Here is a 2163-nt window from a genome sequence, read left to right as displayed (position 1 = left end):
GCGACGAGCGTCGGCCCGCCGGCCGGGGCCACAGCGCCCGGTCGGCGACCGGTATGGACGACGGGGGCGTGGACGCGTCCGCGGATCGCGAGCCACTCCGTCCGCAGCGGCGTCCGGACGGTCGCGCCGGAGGGCCCTGTCGTCCTGGTCGTGGCGGTGGTCATGGCCGGCTCCTGAGATAGCGGCCGAGCGCCCAGATGGGGAACACGAGCCGGTAGAGGTGGTAGCTGATGTAGAAGTCGCCGGGGAACCCGGTGCCGGTGTAGCGGTCCTCGTTCCACCCGCCGTCCGGTCGCTGCGTCTCCAGCAGGTGGCCGATGCCGCGGTGGACGGCGGTGGAGTCCTCGCCCGCGGCGATGAGGGCGAGGAGGGCCCACGCGGTCTGGGAGGGGGTGGAGTCCCCACGACCGATCCAGGAGGGGTCGGCATACGAGCGGAGATCCTCGCCCCAGCCGCCGTCGGGGTTCTGGTGGTCCACGAGCCAACGGACCGCGGCCCGCACCGGCGCCGCCTGAGGCGAGATGCCCGCCGCGACGAGCGCCGGGACGACGGCGCCGGTCCCGTAGACGTGGTTGGCACCCCACCGGCCGAACCAGGAGCCGTCGGCCTCCTGGGCGTCCAGGAGCCAGCGGACGCCGCGCCGGCAGGCCTCCTCCCCGGCACGCCCCTCGGTGGCGAGCATCTCGACGATGTGTGCGGTGACGTCGGCCGACGACGGGTCGATGACCGCGCCGAAGTCGCAGAAGGGGAGCTTCTCGGCCAGGGTGTGGGCGTTGTCGGCGTCGAAGGCGCCCCAGCCGCCGTCGGCGGACTGCATGCCGGTGGTCCACGTGACGGCGCGATCCAGCGCGCGGCCGAGCCGCGCGGCGTCGGGGTGCGCGACCCGGCGCATCGCCATGACGATCTCGGCGGTGTCGTCGGTGTCCGGGTAGCCGTCGTTGGCGAACTCGAAGGCCCAGCCGCCGCTCGGCAGGTCGGGGCGTCGCACCTGCCAGTCCCCCGGCGCGGCGATCTGCTCCTCGAGGAGCCAGTCGGTGGCGCGCAGCACCGCGGGGTCGTCGGGGGCGACCCCGCAGTCGAGGAGGGCGGCGAGCGCGAGGCCGGTGTCCCAGACCGGTGACTGGCAGGCCTCGAGCCGGCGGACCGGGCCGGCCGGTGTGTCCTCGCAGATCGTGAAGCCGTCGAGCCCGGCGATGGCCGCTCGCACGGCGGGGTGGTCCACGGGGTATCCGAGGACGTGCAGGGCGATGATCGAGTAGACCCAGGGTGGCTGGATGCCGCCCCAGCCGCCGTCGGCCTCCTGCCGCGCGAGGATCCACTCCGCGGCCTGTCGCATCGCGGCCCGGCGGAGGAACCCGACCGGACGGCGCGCGTAGGCGTGGAGCACTCCGTCGAGCCGCTGGAACACCCCGGCGAGCGAGGTCGGGCGGGCCCGCGGGGGTGCGGTCGCTCCCGTCCGCAGGTCCCCGACGTCGAAGGGCACGGGACGCACCGGCCGCAGGGCGCTGACGATCGTCAGCGGAACGATGGTCTGCCGTGCCCAGCAGGCCCAGTCGTAGATGTTCAGCGGCGCGCGGCGCGGCAGGAAGATCATCTCCGGCGGAAGGCTCGGGCAGTCGTCCCACGACCAGAGGCCGAACATCGACAGCCACAGGTGGGTGAAGACCCGGGCGCGCTCCACTCCCCCGGCTCCGCGGACGTATGCCGCGGCCCGGCAGAGGTGATCGGCCCCCGGGTCGTCGCCGGCCATCCGCAGCGCCACCCACGCCTCGACGGTCGTGGACAGCTCCCCCGGCCCGCCGGCGAAGGTCGCCCACGACCCGTCGTCGGCCTGCTGGCTGCGGATCCACCGGGCGGTCTCCTCGTCGGTCCGCCGCGTCGCGATCCCGAGGAAGTGACGGAGCATGAGGTCCTCGGCGTCCATCGTGACGTTGGTGGCCAGCTCGCCCTTCCACCAGCCGTCCTTGTGCTGCACCGAGCGGAGCAGGGCCACCGCGGCGTCGAGGGCGGTGCGGACCGCGACCGGGTCCGGAGGGGTCCCGGGCCGGCTCGTCAGATCCTCGAGGAGGCTCACAGGTCGCGCTCCACGACGAAGTCGGCGAGCTCGACGAGCCGCGCGTGCCGGAGGGGGTCGGCTCCCGCCGCGTCGAGCGCCAGGAGCGC

1 protein-coding gene is annotated in these 2163 nt (G+C 74.7%); it reads right to left on the bottom strand.

What is annotated here, in order from left to right; translation table 11 throughout:
• Positions 1–160: 160 nt before the first annotated feature.
• Entirely contained in the window at positions 161–2074 is a 1914-nt protein-coding gene (gene shc, locus BN12_RS21190; RefSeq protein WP_083454832.1) for a squalene--hopene cyclase, read from the bottom strand.
• Between the last annotated feature and the right edge of the window lie 89 nt (positions 2075–2163).

Origin of the sequence: Nostocoides japonicum T1-X7, from assembly GCF_001046855.1 — a bacterium.
Lineage (GTDB): Bacteria > Actinomycetota > Actinomycetes > Actinomycetales > Dermatophilaceae > Nostocoides > Nostocoides japonicum.
This window is presented reverse-complemented; position numbering and strand designations above follow the sequence as displayed.